This is a genomic window from Clostridium sp., assembly GCF_050717515.1.
GTDB lineage: Bacteria > Bacillota > Clostridia > Clostridiales > Clostridiaceae > Clostridium_AD.
Map to the genome: position 1 here is coordinate 64,005 of NZ_JBOITL010000031.1, position 22,783 is coordinate 86,787.

Below are 22,783 nucleotides of genomic sequence, written 5' to 3' on the forward strand. Positions count from 1 at the left end.
TTAAACCCCCTCATATTCAGTTCTTGCAATAACTTCATCTTGTATAGGCTTACCTATTTCACACCAGTATTGTGTAAATCCAGCAACACGTACCATTAAGTCTCTATAGTTTTCAGGTATTCCCTGCGCATCTTTTAAAACCTTAGAATCTACAATGTTATACTGAATATGGTACCCACCTTCTCTCATATAAGAACGAGTTAGGTCAAGAAGCTTCTTTGATCCTTCAATACCTTTTATAGCACTTGGATGAATTTTTAGATTCATCTGGGAATTTTGGGACATACTATGATCCCAAATCGTAGCCGATTTAAATAATGCATAAGGACCATTTTTATCTGTTCCAGGGTATGCGGACATAGAACCATCTGCATAGGTTGTGCCAGCTAAACGCCCATCTGGAGTGGCCAGGGTCGCTGCTCCTTGTGCACCATGAGTTGAAACAGAAATTTGGCAAGCGTACATTTTTTTCGCATATAAGGACTCATAATTATGGGTCATATTACAGAACCATTCTTCATAATATTTTAATATATTATCAACAAAAGCATCATCGTTCCCATATTTAGGAGCAAGCAGACAATCTCCATACATATTATCATATTTAGTATTTATATCTCTTTTCTCTTGATCTGTAAGTGAATAACTACCCACCTCACTAGCTGTCTTAAACCCAAAGTTATCAATCATTGCTTCTGTCATTTCCTCAATAGTATATTTTTTCTCTTCATATACGAGCTTTTTCAATGCGGCTAAACTGTTTACACAATTAATAGTTCCACAACTTTCAATATTGTATGTTGCATTATACTTATAACCTAAATTACCAATATGCTGTCCCTTATCCAAACAGTTAGGTTTTAACATGGAATTGAATATAGCCATGTTCTTCTTACGCCAAATATCATGCTGAATATTATTAGTTTTAGCAAGTACATCACAAGTTAATGCATAGTAATCTTTAAATTGTTGTAAAAGTTCTTCATAAGTTTCAAGTTTCTTATTATGTGCTGGATATACTTGTAAACCTATTCTATTATCTCTTCCATTTGTAAGCACAAGCTCTAAAATCTTTGGATTAGCAATAAAATGAACACCAACTGAAGTAGGTTGTCCTGCGCCCCCAGAAACACTATAGGTTTTACCATTTAAAGTGAGATCTTTCCAACTGCAAGGTGATGTTTCAAGGCATCCTCCTATTGCAACAGACCTTGCCTCCTTAATAGTCATTCCTTCTTCTCCATACTGATTCATCATGAATTCTATTGCACCACGATTATTCACCCAAGCAGGATAGCCTGTACCGGTTTTATCACATTCAATACATTTTAATAAGAATTCTTCTGGTAACTTTTCATCATATAAACAGGACAAGGTCGGCTGTGGAGTGGCACAAGTTATACCAGCTTGAACAATTAAATATTCCAATCTATTTACGGCTGAGCTACCATCTTTCTTAAGTCCACCTAAGGTTAAATTGTTAAAGGTATTGCCTGAAAGAACCCCTCCTACAACCCCAGTGGAGGCAAAACAATCTATAGTTGTAAATTTAACTCTGTGAAGTTCAAGAAGCTCTAGCACTTCACTTTCAGTTGTTCTTCCTTCCTCAATATCTTGCTGGAACCATGGATATAATATTTGACCAAGTCGTCCAAGTGACATTCCTGAAATAGCATCCTCATTAACTACTGCTATATGAATTATATACGTTAATTGAATTGCTTCTCTGAATGTACGCGGCTGTTTATGTGCAATCCATTCCAAGCATTCAGCTATTTCAATATATTCTTGCTTTTGTTTTTCATCACCGCAACTTTCCACTAAACCTCTTGCATGCTTTGCATAATTTAATATCCAGTTTTGAATTCCTTCTATAATTAGTTTAACAGATTCATAAAAATATAGACGATCCATACCTATGATCCCATCACCATCAGCATTTCCAGCTACATTTGCCTTTAACTCCTCCGCCATATCAATTAAATTATCAAACCCATACTCAAGAGGATAATAATAATTTATAACTTCTCTACCTTGTGGTAATGTAAATCCTGAGTCAAACATGCAGATTAATGACTTCATAATATTTTCTTTTATATTATACCCTGGTACCATTTGTTCATATTTATGACCCAGGTCATCAACAGAACGTCCAACCCATTCTTTAGCAAGTGTAATTAATGCAGGTATTTCTTCCTGCCTCATTCCAAACTTACCAGCTATTGATACTACCTTACCAAAGTTATCGGTAACGTTTCCACCACCTGTACCAAATTTACTAAGTTCTCCCGCACTACCACTTCCGCTTTCTAATGCTGCCTTATAAAGCTCGTCTTCTTTCGCAACAAAAAAACCTTCTGAAAGCCAAGGCATGGGAAAAGAGCCTCTATAATTATTAGTTTTTTGCATAACTAACTTTTCACCTGGTATTATATTTGGTGTTAAATGTGAAAATGCACATTTAAGGGATTCTGCTCTTCTAACAACATCTACTTCTCCCTCTAGTTCATTCCATCTTCTACTATACCAATAAGGAAATTCTGTATTAGCAGATGATAATGTGTCATAATAGATATCCCTAAGTCTCTTAGCTCTAGGACTTGGCTGCATTTTTATTTCACGACCCATCATACCTTCTGGTGCTTTTCCACCAAATTGGTTATTGATAGGTATTCCTTTTTCAGCCAAAATATCAGCTAATTTTGTTTTTATTGCCATTAAATTCTCCCCCTTTTAACGTGCTTATTGTAAACTAATATAATTATAAAAATAAATTATAAATTTGCTTTTAATATTCCAAAGTTAAATATATGTCTATATATGTTATAACACAATTTATCCATAAATGTAATGTTCAAAAAATCTTCTATATCAAAGCCATACTTTGAATTTACTTTCCAAGTAAGTATAATTTGTTAAAAGCGAGTCTTAAATAGGTTTATAATGTATGAAACCAGAGTATGCATTTTACTGATGGTACCCACTTTATACTATAAGTTTTGTTATATTTTTTTTGTTTTATAAAAGTTTTTGAAAAAGATTGAAAAATGTGTAGTAGTTTTATATTTTTTTCGTCTTAACTAGTGTAATTACGATACAAAATAAATTGCGCAGTTTATTCTAGGCTGTAATAGCTTTAGAACATATAATTAAATTATATGCCTAGAAAATAAATTCATGAAAGGGAAATGGGAATGGAAACGGTGAATGTTAATATATATGAAGACAAAAATAAAATAAACTCCACTGAGACCACGGTTTGTGAATTTACAGAGATATACAAGGCCTATTATAAGCGTGTATTTAAATATATTTGTTATCGAATTGATGACCAACATATGGCGGAGGAATTATGTAGTCAAGTTTTTGAAAGGATTATTGCAAAATATAGCAGTTTTTCTAGAAATAAGATGACTTTTGAAGGCTGGATTTTTGCCATAGCAAAAAATACTATAACAGACTATTATCGAAAGAACAAACGAGGATTTCATTTTTCACTGGATTATATAATTGACATAGTATCTTCAAAACCATCTCCTGATGAACTGATTCTCATAGAAGAAAATAACTCATATTTATTTGGAGCTTTAGCTCATCTTAGCGAAAGGGATCGTGCTATAGTTTCATTGAAATATGGAGCTGAACTCAAAAATACGGAAATTGCAAAGTTAATGGGATTAAGTGAATCAAATGTCAGTGTTATTCTTTGCCGTAGCCTAAAAAAATTGCAAAAAAATTTAGTTCGTGGAGGTTTTAAATATGAATAAAAAATCAGATATGAATGAACTTAAGCAGCTTGAAGATTTGCTTATAAATGTAGATGTTAACAGCAGTGAACATGAGGATATAATTTTAAATCGCTTAAAATATAAAATAGAAACAGGAACAATAAAATCAAATTATATAGAAAAGGATGGGTTATATATGAAAAAGAAAATTTTTAGACCTGCTACAATTGTAGGTTTAGCATTGGTAATATTTATTTCGGGAGGATCTGCTGCTTATGCCAGTGGAACCCTAGCCTCAATCATTGCACATTTTCAAGTAGGTCATACTGAAATAACACAATATGCCAATAATAATGAAGCTAAAGATGTTAATACTGCAAGCGATGAGAAAATGTTAAAAAGCATGCAAGAAGGTTTTAAAGGCAAACTATTTGATAAGGACGGAAAAGAGGCAATATATGGGGAAAATAAAACCTTCTACACTGCAGAGGGCAAAAAGATTACTGGAACTGGAGTAAAAGACTTAGCAAATGGAGAACATGAATTTGTTATTTTAACAGAAGAGAATACTTCAAGTAATGAAAAATCTCTTACTTTAGAAGAAGTTAAGGAAGTCGCTAACAGCAATAGTAAGCTTCCTAATTACCTGCCACAAGGTTATGCTTTTAAAAATGCAACCACCTCGTTTAAGGGAGCAGGAGTTAATGTAGTGTATGGCAATTCATTAGGAGATACAATCATCCTCTTAGCCTCTAGCACAAAAGAAGCAACCTGTGGTGTAGCATCCACTGACAAGGTTAGTGAAACATCCATTGATGGAAAAAAAGTAATTTTATCAACTAATTGTGCTTTTTGGGAGTCAGAAGGTATAACTTACCAATTATATTTAAATTTTAAAAATAGTAGTGAGGACAAAACACCTTCTATGGATATGAAGGAGGTTTCAAAAATAATAGAGTCCATGAAATAAAACATAAAATATTTTTTCGATAAAGAGTGTATTTCATTCCCTGTTTAGGGATAAAATACACTCTTTGTTTTTTGATTTACTGATAAATAATGGCTCTTAGTATTTATAAAACCTTTATTTAAAGTAAAAAAGATACTATAATTAATAATGATAATATATTAATTATAACTACAAATAAAAAATACTAAAGACAAGCCATTTCAGCTATAAATTTACGCAAGGTTTGTCTATAATTTGAGGAGTTTATATATGAGAAAAAAAGATATACTTGAGTTAAAAAGACGCTTTAAAAAAGAAGAATGTACCTTCACTAAAATCTGTGGCTGCTATGTTAATGGAGAAAAACATACTATTTTAAAATTTAGAGAAAGCTTTCTAAATTTAGATGATGAGGAATACTTTAAATACTTAGAAATTGCTAAAAAAGTACTGTCTGGAACTATGGGGAATAATATTTTAGAACTTAACTTTGAAACTAATGAAGATTTTATAAATGAAAGGCAAATTTCTCTTATGCAACTTAAAACCAGTCAATTAAAAGATGATGCTCTTCTTGATACTTTTTATAATTTGATTATAGATAATTATGATTACACTGGCAATTTTTTAATACTCTTTTTTCATGATGTTTATGATGTTATTGCCAAAACCAAAGATAATGTACGGATAGACGAGTCTGAAGAAGTATATGAATATGTGTTATGTGCAATATGTCCTGTTTCACTTTCAGAGCCTGGTCTTAGATACTTTGAGCAGCAAAATGAAATAAAAGCACGTATTAGAGATTGGGTGGTTGAGTACCCAACTAATGGATTTGTGTTTCCTGCTTTTATTGATCGTAGCTCAGACGTTAACTCTATTATGTATTACACAAAAAATGCAAAGGATACACATACTGAATTAATGGAAAATGCTTTAGGGTGCCTCTCAAAACAAACTGCCACAGTGCAAAAAGAAACCTTCCAATCAATTATTAAAGATTCTTTTAGCTCCGATGAAAAAAAAGCTGATAAAATTTTTAATGATATACAAGATAACCTAAACACTATGATAGAAGAATACAACACTCTATATGATGATACAGATTGTGAACCTATAATATTAACAAAGAAGGATATACAAAATCTTTTAATAGAAAGTGAAGTTCCGGTGGAAATCACTGCTAAGATTGAAAAATCCTATATAGAAAGCTTTGGTGATGATGTTCCCTTAGCAAAAAATTTAATTGACCCAAAGACTCTTAAGGAAAATTCGCAAAGAAAAAAGGAAGAACGCCTTCACAAACAAGTAGAAATGCTTCAAGCTAGACTTTACGAAATTAAACAAGAGAATGCTATAGATAATGAAACTCACCTGTCTACAGAAGTTAGTGATGATAGTGTGATTTTAGAAGAAGCTTTATCCACGGATTTAGAAGAAACTTTAGAAACTAATCTAGAAGAAATTTCAAAAATCAATTTAGAGAAAGTTCCAGATGCATTTTCAGAAGATAATAAAACTACCCCTCATTATGATGTTATACTTCAAGTAAAACCCGAAAAAATACCTCAAATAAAATCTCAAATAATTGATGGCCAAAGATGCATAATTATTCCTATTAATGACAATGAACAAGCTACGGTTAATGGCTTAGATAATTTGATTTAACTTATATAATTTAACAACATTTTGGAAAGAGCCTGCCATCTTCTATAAATGGCAGGCTCTTTCCAATCTTTTTTTATAAATTAGAACAGCAAATGTACCGCTTCTTAATTTCTATCGACCCAGCTTCCAATTAGCAATAAACCCAGTTTTAGCTTCTAAAGCTCTATCTACATCATAAAGTATTTCACTAAAAAATCTTTCTGACACTTTTGATGGAACAATAATATTTTCCTCACTTATTTCATCATAAACATAACTTCCTCTTTCAACTGTACTCGCTCTATAGAAAGTTAACTCATAAATAGTGGTTTCTTCATTTTCACAACCAATACCAAGCCACTCAAAAGAAAGTTCTGCGCCAATACCTATTTTTTCATCTTCCTTATAGAACTGATAGTACCCCCCACCATCTTGCACACTGCCTCTATACCAACCCATTTTAGTAAGCTTACCTACCAATGAAAGTCCATTAATTTTTATACCCGCAAAACGTTCTACAAATTTTATTTCCTTCTCTTTCTCATTTACCTGATAAACTTTTCTGCGTAGCTGAAGGAAAGGTTGTACTATTTCATAATCTTCAAATTGCTGAATCCAAGTATTTAATGTGTCTTTGTCCATTTCCAAAGGATGTACAAGTCCTATAAGATAATCTTCTAAAAGTTCATATTCTTCTTCATCCTTCCTATTAAAAGTACCATCTTCCATGTATCTAAAAGTATCCTTTAATTCTCCTTTAACATATACTCCCCACACTAATCCAAGAGAAAATTTATGCATAATAGGATTTTTTACAAATAGGTTTTCCCAATCTTTTTTCTTCCAGATTCTACTTACGGACAGTGCCATTTCCAATCTTAAAGTTTGAGTAGAAACTACAGTTTTAATTTGTTTTTTAAGATTCTTAAACTCTTTTGATGCTTCTTTAGCTTTTAACTCATCATCAGATTTATTTGGTTTTGGTTTTGGTAAAGTTTTAATTATCTTTCCATTATTATCTATGATTTTTAAAGAGAAATCCAAATCTAAAATCACTGTAAAACTTCTACTTCCAAAGTCAAATATCCTTTCTCCCCTTTTATTAAAATCTAAATCTGGTACTATTTTATCCGCCAGTTCTTCCTCTGTTAAATTAAGCATTTGAGCCGCAAAAATAAACGCCTCCTCTGCCGCCTTTTTAATCTGTTTATGCTTAAATTTCCTTGCTATTGTATCTATTATTATTAAACACTCATCACTTCCACTTAACGCCAAAGCTTTTATGGCATCACAGGCAATAGCACCTCTTGAATTTTTAGACCATATATCTATTTGAGTTTTCAATGCATTAACAACATTAAAGCCCCCTACTGCTGAAATTAAAGATAATATCCACTTCTGCTTTGTATCTGCATCGTTATTGATCCAAAGATTTAAAAATTCATTTCCAAGTTGATCTAAATCATGCACATTGCATTTTTCAATGACCTTTTCTGCTACTTTATTTCTTTCCACAACATTTTCTAAAGAGTATTTACTTATCAAATAAATTATTACATCTTTTGATACTAAGTTTCCATCCTCATATCTTATATTTTGAAGCATGCTTACTGGAATCCAGGCTGGAGCAGTATAAGTGGTTTTTTTCAATCTTTCAGTACAATACATACTTATACTTTCAGCAGTTTCAAGTGTTTCATTATCCAAATAATCTGCATTTATAATATTTAATAGTAACACTTTAACATTTTCTTTCTTTTCTAAGTCTGCAAATTTTTGAAGCTCTTTAGCTGAATCTCTCATATCGAAGTTTTTAAGAATCCTAGTAGCAGCTTCCCTCACTGCTAATTTTTTGCTCTTTAACTCACTTAATACTTCTTTTTTACAGCCTTCATAAGAACTAAGAAGAGTTACCATCCTGTCTCTTATAACTTTAGAACTATCAGATAAATAATTAATAAGAATAGGAGCGTATTTTTCATTATTTACATTAAATAGTTTTTCAAGTACTATTTCTTTAACGTTGATATTTAATCTCTCTATATTATTTATAAGTTCTATATTCTCCTCTAAGCATAATCTACCTAAATATTCTACAACCTTTGATTTATTTTTAAAATTATATGCATTTAAAGCCCTATCTGCTGTTAAAATCAAATGTTTTTAACTTATATCTACAGCTGTAAGTCCTTTAGCAAAACTTATATAACTTATAGACTGACTTTCTATTATTTTATCTATAATAGAAGCTGATAAAGAATATTTTTCTGCTTTAAGCCCAAACTCTAAAAATCTATATATAATGTCCCTAGTTTCATTTGTAAAATAAATTAATTTAAAACAAAAAGCATTATAAGCCCCTAAATGTCCTCCATCTGCTACACCTAAAGTTTTGGCAGCATATTCATTTATACAATCTTCATTTTTTCCTTCTAACACATATTGTAAAACCTTAGATTTTTCTAATTGTGATACCATATCAGAATCTCTAGAAACATCTATATAACCTCTTAAAATTTTCCCAATATATTGCTTGGTTCTTTTTAAATCCTCATTTTCTTTTGAATAATTATAAATAAAAGAAGCAAGTGTAAGCCTTTCCACATCTTCAATATTACTTTTATTAATAACCTCTAGACTTTCTCTGAAAACTAATGGTATTTCTTTTATCCTTTCATTTATCTCTTTAAGCACTTTCTTATTTTCATCTCTAATATATAAGTTTATTAATCTAATCACATATAGTCTCTTATCAATGTTAAAGGCTTCTACAATATCATAAATATTAGCCTCAGCATCATATATACCAATAAATCCTACCCATTCATCAAATATGCTTCTCCTGTTAGTACTGCCATTAACTATATTTGTAATAATATGTACAAATTCTTCATTTTTACTGTGAGCATAATATAAAAACTGAACTAAAATTATCTGTTTGTTTTTTAATTGTTTATTTACATATTCAATATCATTAAGATACAATTTTATGAATTTTTCTCCATCTTCAGGTAAATCACAAGAATTTTTGACCGCTATAATAGCTAGTACTAATTTTACAAAAATATCCTCTGATATTAAAAAAGCTTTTGAGAGTATTAACTTATCTTCATTTATTAATTCTTCAGAAGCTGTAATTATTTGACTCACATAATCTAAACAAAATGAATGACTTGAATAATCTTTTATAATCCAAACTAAAAATCTTTCTTTGTTATCCATGTATTTTAAATAATCTAAAATTTTACCAACAGAATAAAATCTGTTATATAATATTTTGAAAAAGCTTTCCTGACCTATAGCAAAAAATACATTTAAAATCCTTTTAAAAACATCTTCTTTATCCATAAATTCATCTAATAATCCCCATAATTTTTCTCTGATATTGTAATCACTTCTAAGGGCTTTTTCTATATTATACTTATGAGTTTTACTAAGTTCTAAGGAACTACCATTTTCAATATAGTCCTTAATTCCCCTTACCTCTTCATCGTTTAACGTACAATCGCAAAGATTAACTTGCAGTAAATTTAATAGTTCATCCATATATTTCACTCCTTATTTTTATCCGATGATTATCTTCTCCAATACTCCCATACACAAAGTTATTCAAATTAAAACTCCCCTCAATTGAATAATTATTTTATAAAAATACAATATTTATTCAACATAAAAATTTTTAGGAAAGCCTTTTATTTTCTCAATTTCAAAATATTCATCAAAGTCTTTTATTTCTTTTGTTTTATAAAATTCATTTATAGCTTCAATAAAAGCTTTAAGATTTGGAGCAATAACATTTCTATCATTATCTGCATGCCAAAACTCAATTAATTGGCCCTTTTGCCCTGTAAAAATTCCACTTATATCATAACAAATATGGTCTCCACCACCATTATGAAATATTGGTATCCAATTTTCATTCCACCAATTATCAACATCAAAATCCAAACCAATCATTGAGGTTGACTCTTTGGCTGAATCCAATGCATCTTCTAATGGCATAAACGTGGAATTATTCACAAAGGAATCATAACAATCATCACTTTGTCCATTCTTCCATTGATAAAGTTTCTTTAAGTCATCTGGAATAGTAAAGTTAAACTTTTCTTCTAAACTCTTAATTTCACTTTCTTTCAACGGATTATTAAGATTCGAGTAAAAATCAGGTCTTACCTTTATTAAATTAGAATCTAATGTCTCTAATATCTTCTCCATATTGCTTCAACTCCTCTTTTTTAGTTAATTGTAAAAAATATATTAATATCCCTCTGCCAATTCAAACATTTACTAACCTATCTCGTCCTTCCATGGAATCCATATATTCAAAATATTATTTTCTATATCAAAGCTATACTTTGCGTTTACCTTCCATAGCTCTATAAATGGCTTAAAAGGGTCTTCAATTTCACTTTCATTTTTGTATAAGGGCCATAAAACATAATATACAATTTCATATCTGCATGCCATTTGATATAATGGTTCTCTAAATAATACAGCATTACTTTCTTCCCCTACAATCTCATCCATATAATTATGCATTAACTCATACACTCCAATATCAAAGTCAAATTCACTATATTCATCTGTAACCTTCTTTGGACAAGTACCTTCTATAACTTGAATTCTAGGTGGATTATTTATAAACTTATAAAAATATTCATCATCTAAAGATTTTGCCATCTCTATTACGTTATAAAGAAACTCTTTAGCAGTGCTTTCAATATTATCTTTTGAAGTTATTTTAGGTTTTCTAACAACAAAATACCAATCCCTACCATCATACTCTTCAGAAGTTGCTTCATATATTTCTAAAACTCTTTTTAAAATTTCATCACCTTTATTTATCACCTTAAAAACCTTGTTAAGTCCAGTTCCATTTGGTCTAAACATGCTGAAAAAACCTTCTGGAACTTTTCTTAATTGGTCATTTTCTTCTAGAATTTCTTCCCAAATATTTATAAATTCTTCATCTTTAATAAGAGATTTCCAATATTCTATTACTTCTAATTCATTCATTTTAACCCCTAACCTCTTTAATCTAACAAATTAATTTTAACGACATTCCTGATACCTAACAATTATGTGTAACTTCTAACTTATTGTCTTCATATATCGTTCCATAAGTAGCACAAAGTAACAGTCCACCACATACCTCACTGCCAACTTGAAAATGTATTTCATCTTCAGAAGCATCAATACTACCTGCTTCAATTGTATCTACAAGTTTTTTTAAATCAAGAATTGGATCCCAATAAACTTCTTCTCCATCCTTACTAATTTTAAGCATAAAAAATCATCTCCTAGCCTTAATATAATAATAGTAACTTAAGTAATTTTACAAAGGTTGATTTACCTAACTTCTAACCTTTGAACTTTTCTTATACACTACATAAACTCTTCTATATGCTGCTTATATTCTTCCACTACTATCCCATTATTCAGTTTACTAAAAATTTCTATAGAATAATCTTCATCTAAATACTCCGGTACCATAAAATTAATTATAATACTTTCCTTACACTTATCTTCAAAAAAATTCTCATCTTTTATTTCTATTAAAGCTTGTACGCATATATCAAAAATCTTTTCTGTAAATTCATCAAAAAATTCTGTATATATGCATGTTTCTGAATCACTTATTTTATCTTTATTATTTTCTTGAAATTCCACTAAACTATTTCCAATTTCTTGAAATTCATTATCTGCAGCATTCCATATTTCCCATTCTTGTTCACAAAATTTATAATAATACCTATCTTCTTCATCTTCTGTTTTTTCATCTAATGCTTCTTTTGTATTTGCTACAACCCCTATAGATCTAACAGCTGAATCACAAGTTAGTGAGAACGCATATACTATAGAATCTTTGTATTCGTCCATAATTTCTAAAAAAGCTTTCTTTGTAGCTAAAATAACCTTCTCTTTAAATTTTTGAAAATTAAATTCTGATTTCATTCAATTTATCCTCCGTCAACTTTATATTGTTTTATTCGCTTAGATTACTAATAAAATTATTCATAGACTGCGATATTTTTATTACATAATCTTCTGGATCTTCATCAAGATCATACTCATGGCTCCAATAATAAATTGAACCATTATCCTCAGTATTTATACTAAAACAGAAAAGGTCGCCACCAGGATCATATGCAAAAGGTATTAGCCATTCTAGTAAAATCACATCTTCTCTAAAATCTTTTATGTACTTTTCTAATATATCTCTGCCTTTGTTACTATATTTTATCGGCATAATTTTCTGTATTACAAACTTACAGCAGGTTGTCCATCATGATTAAATACTCTTCCATAGTTGAAGTAAATCAAGACCCTGATTATACTTAAAAATTACATTGTTAGATTATATCTCTATTTCCTTATTTACTATCATCTCTAGAAATTCCATAAAATTATCTGCAACTATGTCTACCTCTTCAAATTCTGGTTCAGAGCCATAAACTATTAGGCCTTTTTCACTTTCCATATCTATGGCATAAAAAGAATATCCATTATCTACAGACATCAATATTGGAAAGTATCTATCCCACCACTTTTGTATTTCGCTTTTCCATTCAACATCATCTTTTGCAGCTTCTAAACTTAAATTTTCGAATTCATTCCATTTAAATTCAATATCTGCTCCTCCATTGTATTCTTCTTCACATAGGAACCAGCTTTTTTCACTAGAAGATATACATTGCTTTATTTGCTTAAGAAATTTAAGATATTCATATGGTATTACTTTATATTTTCCTGTTGCTTCATTACATAAATTCACAGTGCCATTTTCATTCTCCACTATATCCCAGTAATTCATTTTAGCCCACTTTATAAATTCTTTAATGCTAGTCACCATCTACACTCCAATTTTATATTTTTCTTCTTTATCAGATCACAACAAATCGTATCATTACTATCCTTCATGTTTTCTGGAACAATAGGTTCTCCATCATCATCAAACATTTCTTCTATTTCAAACTTTTCTGGGTGATTTTTACTTAAAATTTTAAAATATTGTTTTATAACTTCCTTTTCTTCTTCAAACATTTTCCACCTCGTAACATTATTTTTTCTAATTTCATTTCCAATTCTTTCTTCATATTCTCACCTGTATTTTCAGCCTTCTTATTATTAAGATATATCTTCCATTTATCCAGCTAATCCGTTAATTGATATTTTATATTCATCTGCTACTGTAACTTCCATTGAATGACCTGCAAAATAATCTGGATTTGTATCTATAAAAGCTTCTATCATGATTCTTGAATCCATTATTTCCATATCCTCATCTATTCTTATTCCTATACTATTAAAATATAAAGATTTGCAAAATTCCTCTTCACTAATTGGTAGCCTAAAAATATCATCACCATGTACATATACTTTTTCCCCATCAATTATTGTTTCATCTGAACTTTCAGCCCACTCTTCTGCAAGCCCAATCATATCATCTTCAATAAGTGCATCAGAAATTGCTTTCTTATTATTTTCAAGCCATAGTATATGCTTTTTAAATTCATTAATGTAATTTTCTATCTTACTATTATCAAAGGTATCCTCATCCTCAAGACTTATTTCTAATGATGTTGATGTGTAATTATCCCAAAGTATAACATCAATGCCGCATTTAGCTAAACCTATGTTATTACTTACTTCAAAATCCTCTACTTTGATATTTAAGTTCTCAATATTAAAATTTTCACTTAATTTAGATTTGCAATTATTACTTTTAAATAAAGACATATTTTTATTTCTAAAAGAACATGCTCTCCAATCACTTGGATCTAACTCTATAGACATCTCCAAATCTGTCAAAGCTTTTTGATACTCTTTCATTTTCGTATAACAGTATCCCCTAAAATAATAAGCCTGAGCATAATTATTATCTATCTCTATAACTTCTTTAAAATACGGCTCCGCTTTCTCATAATCCCCACTATTTAAAAATTCTAGACCTTCGTCTACTAGACTATCTATGTTTTTATTCATTATTTTCCTCCATATGTTTTAATTCATAAAATCTATTATTCTGTAACTTTCTCCATGCAACCATTTTAAATACGCATTGTTTTTCTATTTTTTTAATCTAAGCACCATTCTCTATAGCTTTCTATCATTCCATTCCAAAACTGACAATTATACTCATCATCGTTAATAGCTACTTTACCATCTATTGAAACAAGATCTTTTTCAGCCTTTTCAAATAGTAATTCAATTTCCTCTAAGTTTTCCTGTTCTCTAAGTTCAATAATTTTACTTTTCATTTCCTTAAAATATTTCATACTCTCATACATTTGAGCAAAAGAAGAGTTCATAAAAGACTTTATAACTTCTTCAATAACCTCATGTTCAAGTTCATAAATTTCTCCTGTTGATTCCTGTACAGCTATTAAATTACCACTATCTAAGTTGTCAGCAATAACATAATATGATCTGAATTTTTCAAGTTCTCTTAAAAACTCTGATACAAACTTCTCACTTAAATCCATTACTGTACTATCATTTATCTTTGTCCACTCTACCACATCACATAAAAATCCATGTTCCTTATTAAAAAATTTAATATATATATCTTCAAATTCATCCTCTTCAATTTTTGTTTTGCATAAAAAATCTTTTGTTCCCTGTGGGAGTTTTAAATTCATAATGATATTTTTCATAAATTATTTCCTTTCTATAGTTCTTTAATTTTTTATTAGCAACTTTCTATAGTAAACTTCAAACTGCCATCTTTCATATTTATAAAGAAAAATCCCATTCCAGCATCTCCAAAATTAAGTTCAAAGGGGAGAGTAGTAGCATCTAATTGTAACAACAACTTCCATGTATCTTCTTCTGGAAGTTCATCACAATTTAAGAAAAGCGGTGTACCTCCTATTTTATTTCCATTTAATACTTCATCATAGTCTTCTGGACTATCTTCAAAAACAAGTTCATCACCTATAAAATAGGGTTCTTGATGGACAAAATTATAATCTTCTCCCAAAGTCAAGTTAACTGTAAACTCGCACTCTTCTTCAGTTAAAAACACATCATTTTTTCTCTTCTTTACCATTCTATATATGGTTGGACCATCAACAATCTCTTTTGTAAACACCTTTTCATCTGCTGCTTCACATATAAGAACATAATTATTCCATTCCTCAGCGGCAAATAAATAAGCCATTTTAAATTGATTATCACCAAAAATTTCAGAATAAAGCTCTATTTGACATATAAATCTCATAGTTTCACCATTTTCCTTATCAATAGGCCACATAACATTATCTATCCAAAGTGGTTGTCCTCCAAATTTAGTTACTGGTATTTTTACTTTTTCCTTTTCTTCAATAAAATCTATATTATATTTTTTAACCATTTATTTTCTCCCTATAAGTTATGACCTATTAACCTTAACCTCTTAATAGGCCAATAGTTTTTTTCATCTTTACAAAATTCGGCATATCTCTATACTATTTCTCTTCCTTCCACTTTTCATTAGTTCCTGTTTTTGATGATGCTAATTTATTTATTTGATAAAGAATTTCACTAAAGAATCTTTTAGGAAGTGCATCTGGTGATACAGCATTCTGCTCATATATTTTATTTGTATAATCGTATTTTGAGACAGTTCCTTCTTTATAAAAAGTCAAATCATATACTGTTACTTCTTCATTTTCATAGCCTACACCTACACCACTAAAGTTTAACTCCACATCTATTTTAAAAGTACTATATTCCCTGCAAAAATTATAATAACAACCGCCATCTTCAATTGATCCTCGACTCCATCCAAAACCAGTTAACTTACCTAATAAAGATAAACCATTTAACATGATTCCTCCAAAACGTTCTACCTTTTTATTAGTTTTTTCTTCCTGCGTAACAACAAATATTTCTCTATTTAACTGTTCAAGCGGTTGTTTAATTTCATAGCTTTCAAACTGTTCTTTCCATAGGCATATATCATCACTACCTAACTCTATTGGATGAACAATTCCTATTATCATTCCATCCTTTAGCTCATATTCATCTTCATCTTTAGTATTAAAACTGCCATCTTCCATATATCTAAAGCTATCAGTTAAAATATTATCTTCATAACCACCCCATACAAGACCTATAGCAAATTGATTCATAATAGGGTTTTGAGCAAACAACTTTACCCATGCTTCTTTTGTCCATTTTCTATTACTAGATAGTGCCATTTCTAAACGGATAGCTTGTATATTTACTACTGTTTTGAGCTTCTTCTTTAGATTCTTAAATTCTGAAAAAGCTTCTGTAGCCTTTTCTTCATCATCCTTTTTACCTGGAGCTGGAAGGCTTTTAAACTTTTTACCGCTTTCATCTTGTACTTCTAATATAAGCTCTAGTGTAAGTGTTACAATAAACTTTCTATCACCATAATCAAAAACTCTTTCCCCTTTTATGTCAAAACCTAAGTCTGGAACTATTCTATCTGAAAGGTCCTCCATATCTATACCCATTTGCTTTGCAGCAAATTCAAGTGCTTCACTTGCAGCATTTTTCACCTGCTTAAATTTAAACTTCCTTGATATATTGTCCACTATTATTAAGGCTTCATTACTTCCATTAAGGGCAAGAGCCTTTACTGCCTCACTAGCTATAGCCCCTCTTGAGTTTTGTGGCCATTCTTCTATATTCTTTTTTAGTGTGCTAATTACATCATAATCTCCATAAACAGATGCAAAAGGAAGTACCCATTTTTTCTTGCTCTCCGCACCACAGTCAAGCCATCTTTCAAGAACTTCTAAAGCAAGTTTTGATAAATCTCTTCTATCTAAAAGTTCACTTACCATCTTTGCTTCGCTACTTAATCCTATTTCAATACAGGAAGAATAACATATAAGCATATATTTTATAATTTCATTCTCTGCAATTTTTTCACTATCCTTACGTCTTACCTTTGATAGCGTATCGCAATCTAGCCACTTCAACCCTGCCGCTTTATTACCCTTTAAAGCTTTTCTGCAGTACTCTAAAATATCTAGTTTCTCATTATTTTCTTCCAAATCACTTTCTACATTTAAAGCTTCTCTTAAAAGTGCTTTTATTTTTTCAGTTTTTTCTACTTCTAAAGCTTTATTTAAGGCTTCAATGACTTTTTCATTACTGCTTTTGGAAAGTATTTTTACTGCTGATTCTCTAACTACTTGTTTTTTAGCCTTCAAACTTTCTATGACCATTTCATGATTTTTTTCACTTAAAGTTAAAAGTTCTATAGCCTTTTCTCGTACACTCTTTGAAGAATCCGCCAAGTACTCAATAATAACTTTTGCAACTTTAGACTCATCACAATTCTTATACAATATTTCTAAAAGACCTGCTCTAGTTTCAGCCTGACAATAAGGTATATTTTTTATCAGCTGCTCTTCATCCTTTTCAATTAGTTTTTCAATAATATTTGATGATTGATCACTTACTGTTTGTCTAACATAATTACCAAAAGCATATGTACCTAAGAAAGATGTATAATTCATAATTGAAGCTCCATAACTATCCATTAATTCTATAAAAGAATTTAAGTCTTCATCTCCAATTTTTATACCCTTGAATTTTTTATAATCATCGTATATGTATGTTAATATATCCGGATTTCCTATAGCAATGAATATTTTCATAGCTTTTTCAAACATAGAAGATATACCTTTTAGCCAGAACATAACTTTACAAAAATTACGCTTATTGTTATATAGATATATTTCTTTTTTTCCTAATAATCCTTGTAAGGTTTGACTTATATTATCAAGAGAAGTATTACCTCTTAAATATTCAATAAAATTTTCATAAATATCTCTTTTAACACTTAATTCATCCATAGCTATAGAAAATTCATGAATAAACACATCTTCCACTTCACGTGCAAATTCTAGACCTTCTCCCTTTTGAAATAGAAGTGAAGCCATATAAGCTTTATCAATACCACTACACATTGTAACTGCTTTTTTAAACTCTTCTTTGTTTTCATTCAGTTCTTCTTTTAACTCTTTTTCAAAATTATAACCATTGTATCGAACATTTCTATTACCCATCCATGCAATATATAATTCTTTTTTTATTTCAAGTTTTTCCATAAGTTTTATAATTTTATTATATCTATTATATTTAAGATAGGAATGCACGCCATTAAAGGATTTTTCATAATCCAATAATATAGCAAATTTAATAAATCTATTTGCCATATCTGATTCATTAGATATGGTAGAGCTAGTCCCTATAAGGAATTTTAAAACATATGTATCAATATTTAAAACTAAACTGTTATTATTTTTTAATAGTTCTATTATTTCTTCTAAATTTGAAGTTTCACCTTTTAAATATTTGGCCAAAGCTTCTACATCCTCGCAAGATATCTTCTTGCTAAACAAAACTTCTATTGAATCAATCATATCTTCTTCTAGAAAGCTACAAAGTTTTTGATCCTTATCTTTTCCCTTTTGAACCAAATAAGTTGCTATAATTGTTTGTTCATTTATTTTGCTAATATCAAAAGCTTCTTTAAATGCATCTTTATGTTCCTCATAAATACTATCATAAAACTTAATAAATCCACGGTCTAAATCACGTTCTTGCCGGGTACTGCAGCTTGCATAATATGCTATGACAAAGGAAGGACTTAAATTATATTTTAAAAATTTTCTAAAATATTCATCTCCGTAATAATAGGTTGTCTTATCTATTATTGAAAATACAGATGTTTTTCCCATTTGAAATAATATCTTAATATATTTAGACCAATAATCATAGGCTTTATGTTTATCTAAGGATCTATATGTACTCACCATTTGTTCTACTAAATCAGCTTTTAAATTGTCCATATCCATATTAGGGAGATTTTCAAAAAACTCCTGTTCTCCTAAGCTTCCTTCTATATATGCTTCAAAACTATCAATAACTTCAGCAGCCAGTCCAAGTTCTACTAACACATTGCTTATTCTCTCTATTAAGTGATTTTGTAATCCCATTTCGCTATCTCCTTCATTTGTTTTTCTAATAATATTTCTATCTATATTCTTGTCTCAAAACGTGTGTTTCCAAATCAGCAAGCCTTGTTGGAATAGGTATTCTACTATCTTTAGATAATAAATTCATAGCTATTTCATAACAGCTATTTAAATCTATATTATTACCACAAGAAATAAATATAGGCTTTACACTTTTGCTAGTTCTTACAGCTCTTCCATAAACCTTATTCTTTACAACTATATCCGTATATGCCCCTACTTCATTTTCCGGCATAATGAAATCTACTTTATCTATTTTAAAGTAAGTTTTTCCTACTCCAATAGTAGGCCTATTTAAAAATAAGCCTGCATGTGCTGCTATTCCCATATTGTTATGGTGAAGATATCCATTACCATCAAATATAAAAATATCTGGCTCAACTGTAATTTTTTCTACTGCCTCTAGTATTAAGGGTAATTCTCTAAAAGCTAAAAATCCAGCAATATATGGTACTTCTATCTTTCCAACACTGTGAACCTTTTCTAATACCTTCTTAGTTTGAAAATCAATAATTACTATACTACAAGCACCAATGGTTTCATTGTTTTTTTCCCAATAAGCAATATCTATTCCTGCACAAACTTTTATATTTTCTAGATCTATTTTATTTGTAACATTAATTTTTTCTTTTAAATTGTTTTGTATATTTAAAAAATCTTCTTCTGTCTTTTGATTAAAATCATGAACGTAATTTACTTTCAATCTAAACACCACCCTTTTTTATTCTCCTTAATATCTAGTCTATTAGCAACAATCCCAATTATATAAAATTTTAGTAAAATCTAATTTTTTCAGATCTTCTTCATTTATAAAGAAGTTTCCAACTCCACTATCTCCAAACATTAAACCACATTCCTTTTCACAATCAAGTTGAAGCAATAATGTATCAAATGTTCTTATATTTTCATCCTCTCTAGGATCACCTTGAGTAAAGGTAGGATATGCTCCTATTTTGCATCCATCAGCATCTAGTTTCTCAATGTAATCATCAATTTCTTCTTCTGTTAAACTAATATTATTATACATATTATCGAATCTATAATCACTCCAAGATACAGGCATATATTCTAATGAAAAATTCATTTTACCTTCTTCACTAAAAGGCATGTACCAATCATCTTCTAGTTCTCCTAAAAATGAAAAGTCTTTTATTAGATTTTCTTGGTTTTTTACAACATTAGGTATATAAATTACTCTAAATGTATCTTGTATGCACGGATCATCAAAATCAAGACCATATACGTCATTAGCCAATATAAAAAATTGTAATATCCCTTTTGATGGGAAAGGATCTAAATGTGGAGTTTCCTCAAAATTCACCTGAGCTAACAATCTTAAATATTCTCCCTTTGATGTTTTAGGATATTCTATGCCAGTCTCTAAATAAGGATCTCCTCCTAATTTACTTTCCCAAGGCATAGTTTTTTGCTCTTGTAATTTAATTTTTATATAAGGTTTTATGGTTTTTTCTATTTCACCTCTAAATTTTTCTAAGCTTTTAGGTAATTCTATTATTGATTTTTTCATTAGTATCTCTCCATTCTTATTAAATTAATGCCACCATGCTTCAAATACTTTAATTCCCTTTGCTTCGATTGCTTTTAAATTCATATTTAACCCCTAATATTTATTGCCTCACAAATATAATGATAGAATGTTTTTCCCATTCTCTCTATGGTGCTCAAATCATCATCCCAAATCTCTCCTACTTCCCAGTTTTCATCAATTAAAAAAACTAAGGCTTTGCCAGAAGGATCGCACCCAAATTGTAATATTCTTTCCTCAAATTCTAAAAACTCTAAAAGACTCTCATCATAAAAATCTTCAATTTCATAAAGTTCTCCAAAAATAGTACAAAACTCTTCTCTAAAACTGCCTGCACCTATTTCTGAAAGATACTCTAGATACTCCTCAGGGATTTGAGGATGTTCTTTTTGCAATTCTTCTATCTGCTTTTTAGAATACACTTCTCTTTTGTTTTGAAATAAAGTTTGCGGTGTGTCTAACCGCTCTATAGATTTTAAAAACTCAATTTCTCTTTCATATCTCATTGTTTATCACCGCCTGTATTATTATCCATTCACTGCAAAGCTTTTAATTTCTTTTTCATCAATAACCATTTCAATCCAATGATTTTGAGCTACTTCATCATGATTAAAACAAATTGTGGCTCCTTTTGATTCCTCTGTAATAAATACTTCAACTTGAACTATAAAAATTTCTTCTAAATAATCTTCATTAAAATCAATATCTATAAATTCATTCATATAATATTGCTTAAAAACATAATAAAAATTAGCAAGCCAATCTAGATAATCATTTACTATTTTCATAATAGTTATTGGCTTCTTAGATGCATCTACATCTCTTAAACAACTTCTCTTAGTATTTTAAATCCATGATATTATATTAATGCTCTAAAAGAATCAGCTCCACCATATGGCCAAGACCATGGATTATATTCAATTCTGCCCTTTTTTTCAGATAGCTTTTTACATGATATGAGTTCATACCCTCCATTAGCAAATGCATCTATCATTGATTCAAAATCCCAGGGATGCTGTAATCTTGGACATATAAATCGTTCTTCTACTGGAGTTTCACCCCACAATTTTACATATACTTTAAGGTCATCAGATGAAGGCCACCAGAATTTCATAAGAGTATCTTCATCAAAATAATCAATCCACTTCAAATCATTTGATATAATCCCAGCCTTATCTTTATTCAATTTTATGGCATAATAAAAGTCTTGTAACTTCTTAAACTTATCTTCATTATTAATTTCAAATTCAAAAAAATAATACATTACAATCTACCTTTCATAAAAACATAATCTCTAAAAAGCATCACACCCAACATAATCTTTTAATTCTTCAAATTTAAATCCTTTTAATTTATGCTTTTTAATTAGTTTTTTCACTTTTTCATTTACAATAGGTAACCATGTCCAATTATTAAATTGAAAAATATCAGAACCATCATAATCATCAGCCTTAAAAGCTAAGCCATCTTTTAAGGAATCTAGAACATCACTATTGTGTCTATCACATTTTTCACATTTATCAATAATATTCCCAGCACTATCACATAAAAACCCGCATCTTCCCTTAATTTTTAATAACTTGTAGCTACCTCCATCATGTCCAGTATCATGTCCTTTTCCATCTTTCCACTCCAGGGGTTCCACATCTTCTAATATATATCCAGTAATATTATTCTCTTTTAAAAGTTCAACAACTGCTGGGCTTATTATAAATCCACTTATATCAAAATAAATATCTACAATTCTCTTCCCATAAAAAATAACAGGATGTGGAGATTCATATGTACAATGAATTCCTCCACAAAGCTCACAAACAAATTTTTCATACTTTACGTTAGCGTTCCAGAATAGCTTTGCTTGATTATTATATGTATTACTCATAATATAAAATTTTTCATTACAAATCAT

Annotated in this window: 23 protein-coding genes; 3 read left to right on the forward strand and 20 right to left on the reverse strand. The window is 29.8% G+C overall.

What is annotated here, in order from left to right:
- A complete protein-coding gene (gene hpdB / locus ACREV6_RS15790; protein WP_431579003.1) occupies nucleotides 1-2,718 on the reverse strand; it encodes a 4-hydroxyphenylacetate decarboxylase large subunit in 2,718 nt (905 codons plus the stop codon).
- A gap of 476 nt (nucleotides 2,719-3,194) precedes the next feature.
- Here hpdB and ACREV6_RS15795 point away from each other — a divergent pair, with 476 nt between their 5' ends.
- From ACREV6_RS15795 to ACREV6_RS15805, 3 genes are all read left to right on the forward strand, one after another.
- Nucleotides 3,195-3,767 (forward strand): RNA polymerase sigma factor, encoded by a 573-nt coding sequence (locus tag ACREV6_RS15795; protein ID WP_431579004.1) that lies wholly within the window; start codon nucleotides 3,195-3,197, stop codon nucleotides 3,765-3,767.
- The gene (locus ACREV6_RS15800) at nucleotides 3,760-4,698 is read left to right on the forward strand and encodes a DUF4367 domain-containing protein (RefSeq protein WP_431579005.1); all 939 of its coding nucleotides are present in this window, start codon (nucleotides 3,760-3,762) and stop codon (nucleotides 4,696-4,698) included. The genes ACREV6_RS15795 and ACREV6_RS15800 overlap by 8 nt, the downstream gene beginning before the upstream one ends.
- Before the next feature lie 249 nt (nucleotides 4,699-4,947).
- On the forward strand, nucleotides 4,948-6,345 hold the full coding sequence (locus ACREV6_RS15805) for a DUF4317 domain-containing protein (RefSeq protein ID WP_431579006.1): 1,398 nt from the start codon (nucleotides 4,948-4,950) through the stop codon (nucleotides 6,343-6,345).
- Between the two features lie 111 nt (nucleotides 6,346-6,456).
- Here the strand turns inward: ACREV6_RS15805 and ACREV6_RS15810 are convergent, their stop codons facing one another.
- The 19 genes from ACREV6_RS15810 to ACREV6_RS15900 all read right to left on the reverse strand — a co-directional run bounded on the left by ACREV6_RS15810 (nucleotide 6,457) and on the right by ACREV6_RS15900 (nucleotide 22,783).
- A complete protein-coding gene (locus tag ACREV6_RS15810) occupies nucleotides 6,457-8,481 on the reverse strand; it encodes a DUF4132 domain-containing protein (RefSeq protein WP_431579007.1) in 2,025 nt (674 codons plus the stop codon).
- Nucleotides 8,482-8,487: 6 nt separating this feature from the next.
- Nucleotides 8,488-9,870 (reverse strand): hypothetical protein, encoded by a 1,383-nt coding sequence (locus ACREV6_RS15815; RefSeq protein ID WP_431579008.1) that lies wholly within the window; start codon nucleotides 9,868-9,870, stop codon nucleotides 8,488-8,490.
- Between the two features lie 114 nt (nucleotides 9,871-9,984).
- Nucleotides 9,985-10,539: an SMI1/KNR4 family protein gene (locus ACREV6_RS15820; protein WP_431579009.1), complete on the reverse strand. Its 555-nt coding sequence runs from the start codon at nucleotides 10,537-10,539 to the stop codon at nucleotides 9,985-9,987.
- 72 nt (nucleotides 10,540-10,611) lie between these two features.
- The gene (locus ACREV6_RS15825) at nucleotides 10,612-11,340 is read right to left on the reverse strand and encodes a hypothetical protein (protein ID WP_431579010.1); all 729 of its coding nucleotides are present in this window, start codon (nucleotides 11,338-11,340) and stop codon (nucleotides 10,612-10,614) included.
- 55 nt (nucleotides 11,341-11,395) lie between these two features.
- On the reverse strand, nucleotides 11,396-11,611 hold the full coding sequence (locus ACREV6_RS15830; RefSeq protein WP_431579011.1) for a hypothetical protein: 216 nt from the start codon (nucleotides 11,609-11,611) through the stop codon (nucleotides 11,396-11,398).
- Between the two features lie 98 nt (nucleotides 11,612-11,709).
- Nucleotides 11,710-12,279 carry a DUF4303 domain-containing protein gene (locus tag ACREV6_RS15835; RefSeq protein ID WP_431579012.1) on the reverse strand — a complete coding sequence of 190 codons (570 nt, stop codon included), beginning with the start codon at nucleotides 12,277-12,279 and terminating at the stop codon, nucleotides 11,710-11,712.
- A 31-nt stretch (nucleotides 12,280-12,310) separates the two neighbouring features.
- Nucleotides 12,311-12,586 carry an SMI1/KNR4 family protein gene (locus tag ACREV6_RS15840; protein WP_431579051.1) on the reverse strand — a complete coding sequence of 92 codons (276 nt, stop codon included), beginning with the start codon at nucleotides 12,584-12,586 and terminating at the stop codon, nucleotides 12,311-12,313.
- Nucleotides 12,587-12,682: 96 nt separating this feature from the next.
- Nucleotides 12,683-13,177, reverse strand: a complete 495-nt coding sequence (locus ACREV6_RS15845) for an SMI1/KNR4 family protein (RefSeq protein ID WP_431579013.1) — start codon at nucleotides 13,175-13,177, stop codon at nucleotides 12,683-12,685.
- On the reverse strand, nucleotides 13,171-13,368 hold the full coding sequence (locus ACREV6_RS15850; RefSeq protein WP_431579014.1) for a hypothetical protein: 198 nt from the start codon (nucleotides 13,366-13,368) through the stop codon (nucleotides 13,171-13,173). Before ACREV6_RS15850 ends, ACREV6_RS15845 begins: the two co-directional genes overlap by 7 nt.
- Nucleotides 13,369-13,470: 102 nt before the next feature.
- A complete protein-coding gene (locus ACREV6_RS15855) occupies nucleotides 13,471-14,310 on the reverse strand; it encodes a tetratricopeptide repeat protein (RefSeq protein ID WP_431579015.1) in 840 nt (279 codons plus the stop codon).
- Nucleotides 14,311-14,402: 92 nt separating this feature from the next.
- A complete protein-coding gene (locus tag ACREV6_RS15860) occupies nucleotides 14,403-14,981 on the reverse strand; it encodes a hypothetical protein (protein WP_431579016.1) in 579 nt (192 codons plus the stop codon).
- A gap of 35 nt (nucleotides 14,982-15,016) precedes the next feature.
- On the reverse strand, nucleotides 15,017-15,679 hold the full coding sequence (locus ACREV6_RS15865) for a DUF1963 domain-containing protein (protein WP_431579017.1): 663 nt from the start codon (nucleotides 15,677-15,679) through the stop codon (nucleotides 15,017-15,019).
- 94 nt (nucleotides 15,680-15,773) lie between these two features.
- Entirely contained in the window at nucleotides 15,774-19,289 is a 3,516-nt protein-coding gene (locus tag ACREV6_RS15870; protein ID WP_431579018.1) for a DUF4132 domain-containing protein, read from the reverse strand.
- A gap of 37 nt (nucleotides 19,290-19,326) precedes the next feature.
- The gene (locus ACREV6_RS15875; RefSeq protein WP_431579019.1) at nucleotides 19,327-20,031 is read right to left on the reverse strand and encodes an endonuclease V; all 705 of its coding nucleotides are present in this window, start codon (nucleotides 20,029-20,031) and stop codon (nucleotides 19,327-19,329) included.
- A gap of 42 nt (nucleotides 20,032-20,073) precedes the next feature.
- Complete coding sequence (locus tag ACREV6_RS15880; RefSeq protein ID WP_226169683.1) at nucleotides 20,074-20,856, reverse strand: YwqG family protein; 783 nt, start codon at nucleotides 20,854-20,856, stop codon at nucleotides 20,074-20,076.
- An 86-nt stretch (nucleotides 20,857-20,942) separates the two neighbouring features.
- Nucleotides 20,943-21,380, reverse strand: a complete 438-nt coding sequence (locus tag ACREV6_RS15885; protein WP_431579020.1) for a hypothetical protein — start codon at nucleotides 21,378-21,380, stop codon at nucleotides 20,943-20,945.
- A 21-nt stretch (nucleotides 21,381-21,401) separates the two neighbouring features.
- Nucleotides 21,402-21,662, reverse strand: coding sequence for a hypothetical protein (locus tag ACREV6_RS15890; protein ID WP_431579021.1), 261 nt, complete (start codon nucleotides 21,660-21,662; stop codon nucleotides 21,402-21,404).
- Between the two features lie 71 nt (nucleotides 21,663-21,733).
- Nucleotides 21,734-22,138 (reverse strand): hypothetical protein, encoded by a 405-nt coding sequence (locus ACREV6_RS15895; RefSeq protein ID WP_431579022.1) that lies wholly within the window; start codon nucleotides 22,136-22,138, stop codon nucleotides 21,734-21,736.
- Nucleotides 22,139-22,168: 30 nt separating this feature from the next.
- On the reverse strand, nucleotides 22,169-22,783 hold the full coding sequence (locus ACREV6_RS15900; RefSeq protein ID WP_431579023.1) for a hypothetical protein: 615 nt from the start codon (nucleotides 22,781-22,783) through the stop codon (nucleotides 22,169-22,171).

Bases quoted from the DNA above. Each gene is read 5' to 3' on its own strand.
- hpdB (WP_431579003.1), bottom strand. From the start codon at position 2,718: ATGGCAATAAAAACAAAATTAGCTGATATTTTGGCTGAAAAAGGAATA.
- ACREV6_RS15795 (WP_431579004.1), top strand. From the start codon at position 3,195: ATGGAAACGGTGAATGTTAATATATATGAAGACAAAAATAAAATAAAC.
- ACREV6_RS15800 (WP_431579005.1), top strand. From the start codon at position 3,760: ATGAATAAAAAATCAGATATGAATGAACTTAAGCAGCTTGAAGATTTG.
- ACREV6_RS15805 (WP_431579006.1), top strand. From the start codon at position 4,948: ATGAGAAAAAAAGATATACTTGAGTTAAAAAGACGCTTTAAAAAAGAA.
- ACREV6_RS15815 (WP_431579008.1), bottom strand. From the start codon at position 9,870: ATGGATGAACTATTAAATTTACTGCAAGTTAATCTTTGCGATTGTACG.
- ACREV6_RS15820 (WP_431579009.1), bottom strand. From the start codon at position 10,539: ATGGAGAAGATATTAGAGACATTAGATTCTAATTTAATAAAGGTAAGA.
- ACREV6_RS15825 (WP_431579010.1), bottom strand. From the start codon at position 11,340: ATGAATGAATTAGAAGTAATAGAATATTGGAAATCTCTTATTAAAGAT.
- ACREV6_RS15830 (WP_431579011.1), bottom strand. From the start codon at position 11,611: ATGCTTAAAATTAGTAAGGATGGAGAAGAAGTTTATTGGGATCCAATT.
- ACREV6_RS15835 (WP_431579012.1), bottom strand. From the start codon at position 12,279: ATGAAATCAGAATTTAATTTTCAAAAATTTAAAGAGAAGGTTATTTTA.
- ACREV6_RS15845 (WP_431579013.1), bottom strand. From the start codon at position 13,177: ATGGTGACTAGCATTAAAGAATTTATAAAGTGGGCTAAAATGAATTAC.
- ACREV6_RS15850 (WP_431579014.1), bottom strand. From the start codon at position 13,368: ATGTTTGAAGAAGAAAAGGAAGTTATAAAACAATATTTTAAAATTTTA.
- ACREV6_RS15855 (WP_431579015.1), bottom strand. From the start codon at position 14,310: ATGAATAAAAACATAGATAGTCTAGTAGACGAAGGTCTAGAATTTTTA.
- ACREV6_RS15860 (WP_431579016.1), bottom strand. From the start codon at position 14,981: ATGAAAAATATCATTATGAATTTAAAACTCCCACAGGGAACAAAAGAT.
- ACREV6_RS15865 (WP_431579017.1), bottom strand. From the start codon at position 15,679: ATGGTTAAAAAATATAATATAGATTTTATTGAAGAAAAGGAAAAAGTA.
- ACREV6_RS15870 (WP_431579018.1), bottom strand. From the start codon at position 19,289: ATGGGATTACAAAATCACTTAATAGAGAGAATAAGCAATGTGTTAGTA.
- ACREV6_RS15880 (WP_226169683.1), bottom strand. From the start codon at position 20,856: ATGAAAAAATCAATAATAGAATTACCTAAAAGCTTAGAAAAATTTAGA.
- ACREV6_RS15885 (WP_431579020.1), bottom strand. From the start codon at position 21,380: ATGAGATATGAAAGAGAAATTGAGTTTTTAAAATCTATAGAGCGGTTA.
- ACREV6_RS15890 (WP_431579021.1), bottom strand. From the start codon at position 21,662: ATGAAAATAGTAAATGATTATCTAGATTGGCTTGCTAATTTTTATTAT.
- ACREV6_RS15895 (WP_431579022.1), bottom strand. From the start codon at position 22,138: ATGTATTATTTTTTTGAATTTGAAATTAATAATGAAGATAAGTTTAAG.
- ACREV6_RS15900 (WP_431579023.1), bottom strand. From the start codon at position 22,783: ATGATTTGTAATGAAAAATTTTATATTATGAGTAATACATATAATAAT.